This window comes from Streptomyces sp. AC627_RSS907 (assembly GCF_019049165.1).
Genome location: NZ_JAGMUE010001035.1, coordinates 1 through 574 on the forward strand (window position 1 = coordinate 1; position 574 = coordinate 574).

General features: G+C 68.1%; 1 protein-coding gene and 1 pseudogene. One reads left to right on the forward strand and one right to left on the reverse strand.

All coding sequences use genetic code 11. The features are described 5' to 3' along the window. Nucleotides 1-256: pseudogene (locus KUM32_RS40105) on the reverse strand (hypothetical protein); the annotation flags it as partial. Nucleotides 257-455: 199 nt separating this feature from the next. Between KUM32_RS40105 and KUM32_RS40110 the strand changes: the two are divergent. Further along, a partial coding sequence (locus KUM32_RS40110; protein ID WP_374227613.1) for a helix-turn-helix transcriptional regulator occupies nucleotides 456-574 on the forward strand: 119 nt, incomplete at its 3' end.

Sequence of the window (574 nt, forward strand, 5' to 3'; positions counted from 1 at the left end):
ACCGGTCGAAGGTGTCCGCGTGGGCGGGCTTGACCTTCGCTTCGCGGTAGTCCCGCGACGGGATGACGACGACCAGGCGTCCGCCCGCCTCCAACACGGCTTCGGCGAACAGCGAGTCCGCTCCGGCCGCGATGCAGGACACGCCCGTCAGCTCGTCGTCGCGATGCTGGGTGATGGCATGTCGCAGGGCCTCGCGGACGAGGGCGGTGGTGGCGTCGGTCAGGTCGATGTGTCCGGTGACAGCCAGCGTGACCATGTGGCGCTTCCTCACTTCGATGGCGGCGGGCTACGCGATGGCAGTCCGCCAGCCCAACCTGCCGGTGCGGGCGATTGTCACCGTACGAGATGGGGGGAGCGGCACACTTCACCCCGGATGACGTGAGCGCGCGTCGGCGTACCGTGGATTCCGGGCCCTGCGACGGGAGCAACGCATGAGCACTTCATTTGAGTTGGGCATGGGCGACCGGCTGGCCCGGTTGCGGATTCGGCGCAGTCTTACGCAGGAGCGCCTAGCCGAACGGGCTGGGGTCTCCGTCGATGTGATCCGCAAACTGGAACAGGGGCGACGTCGGAC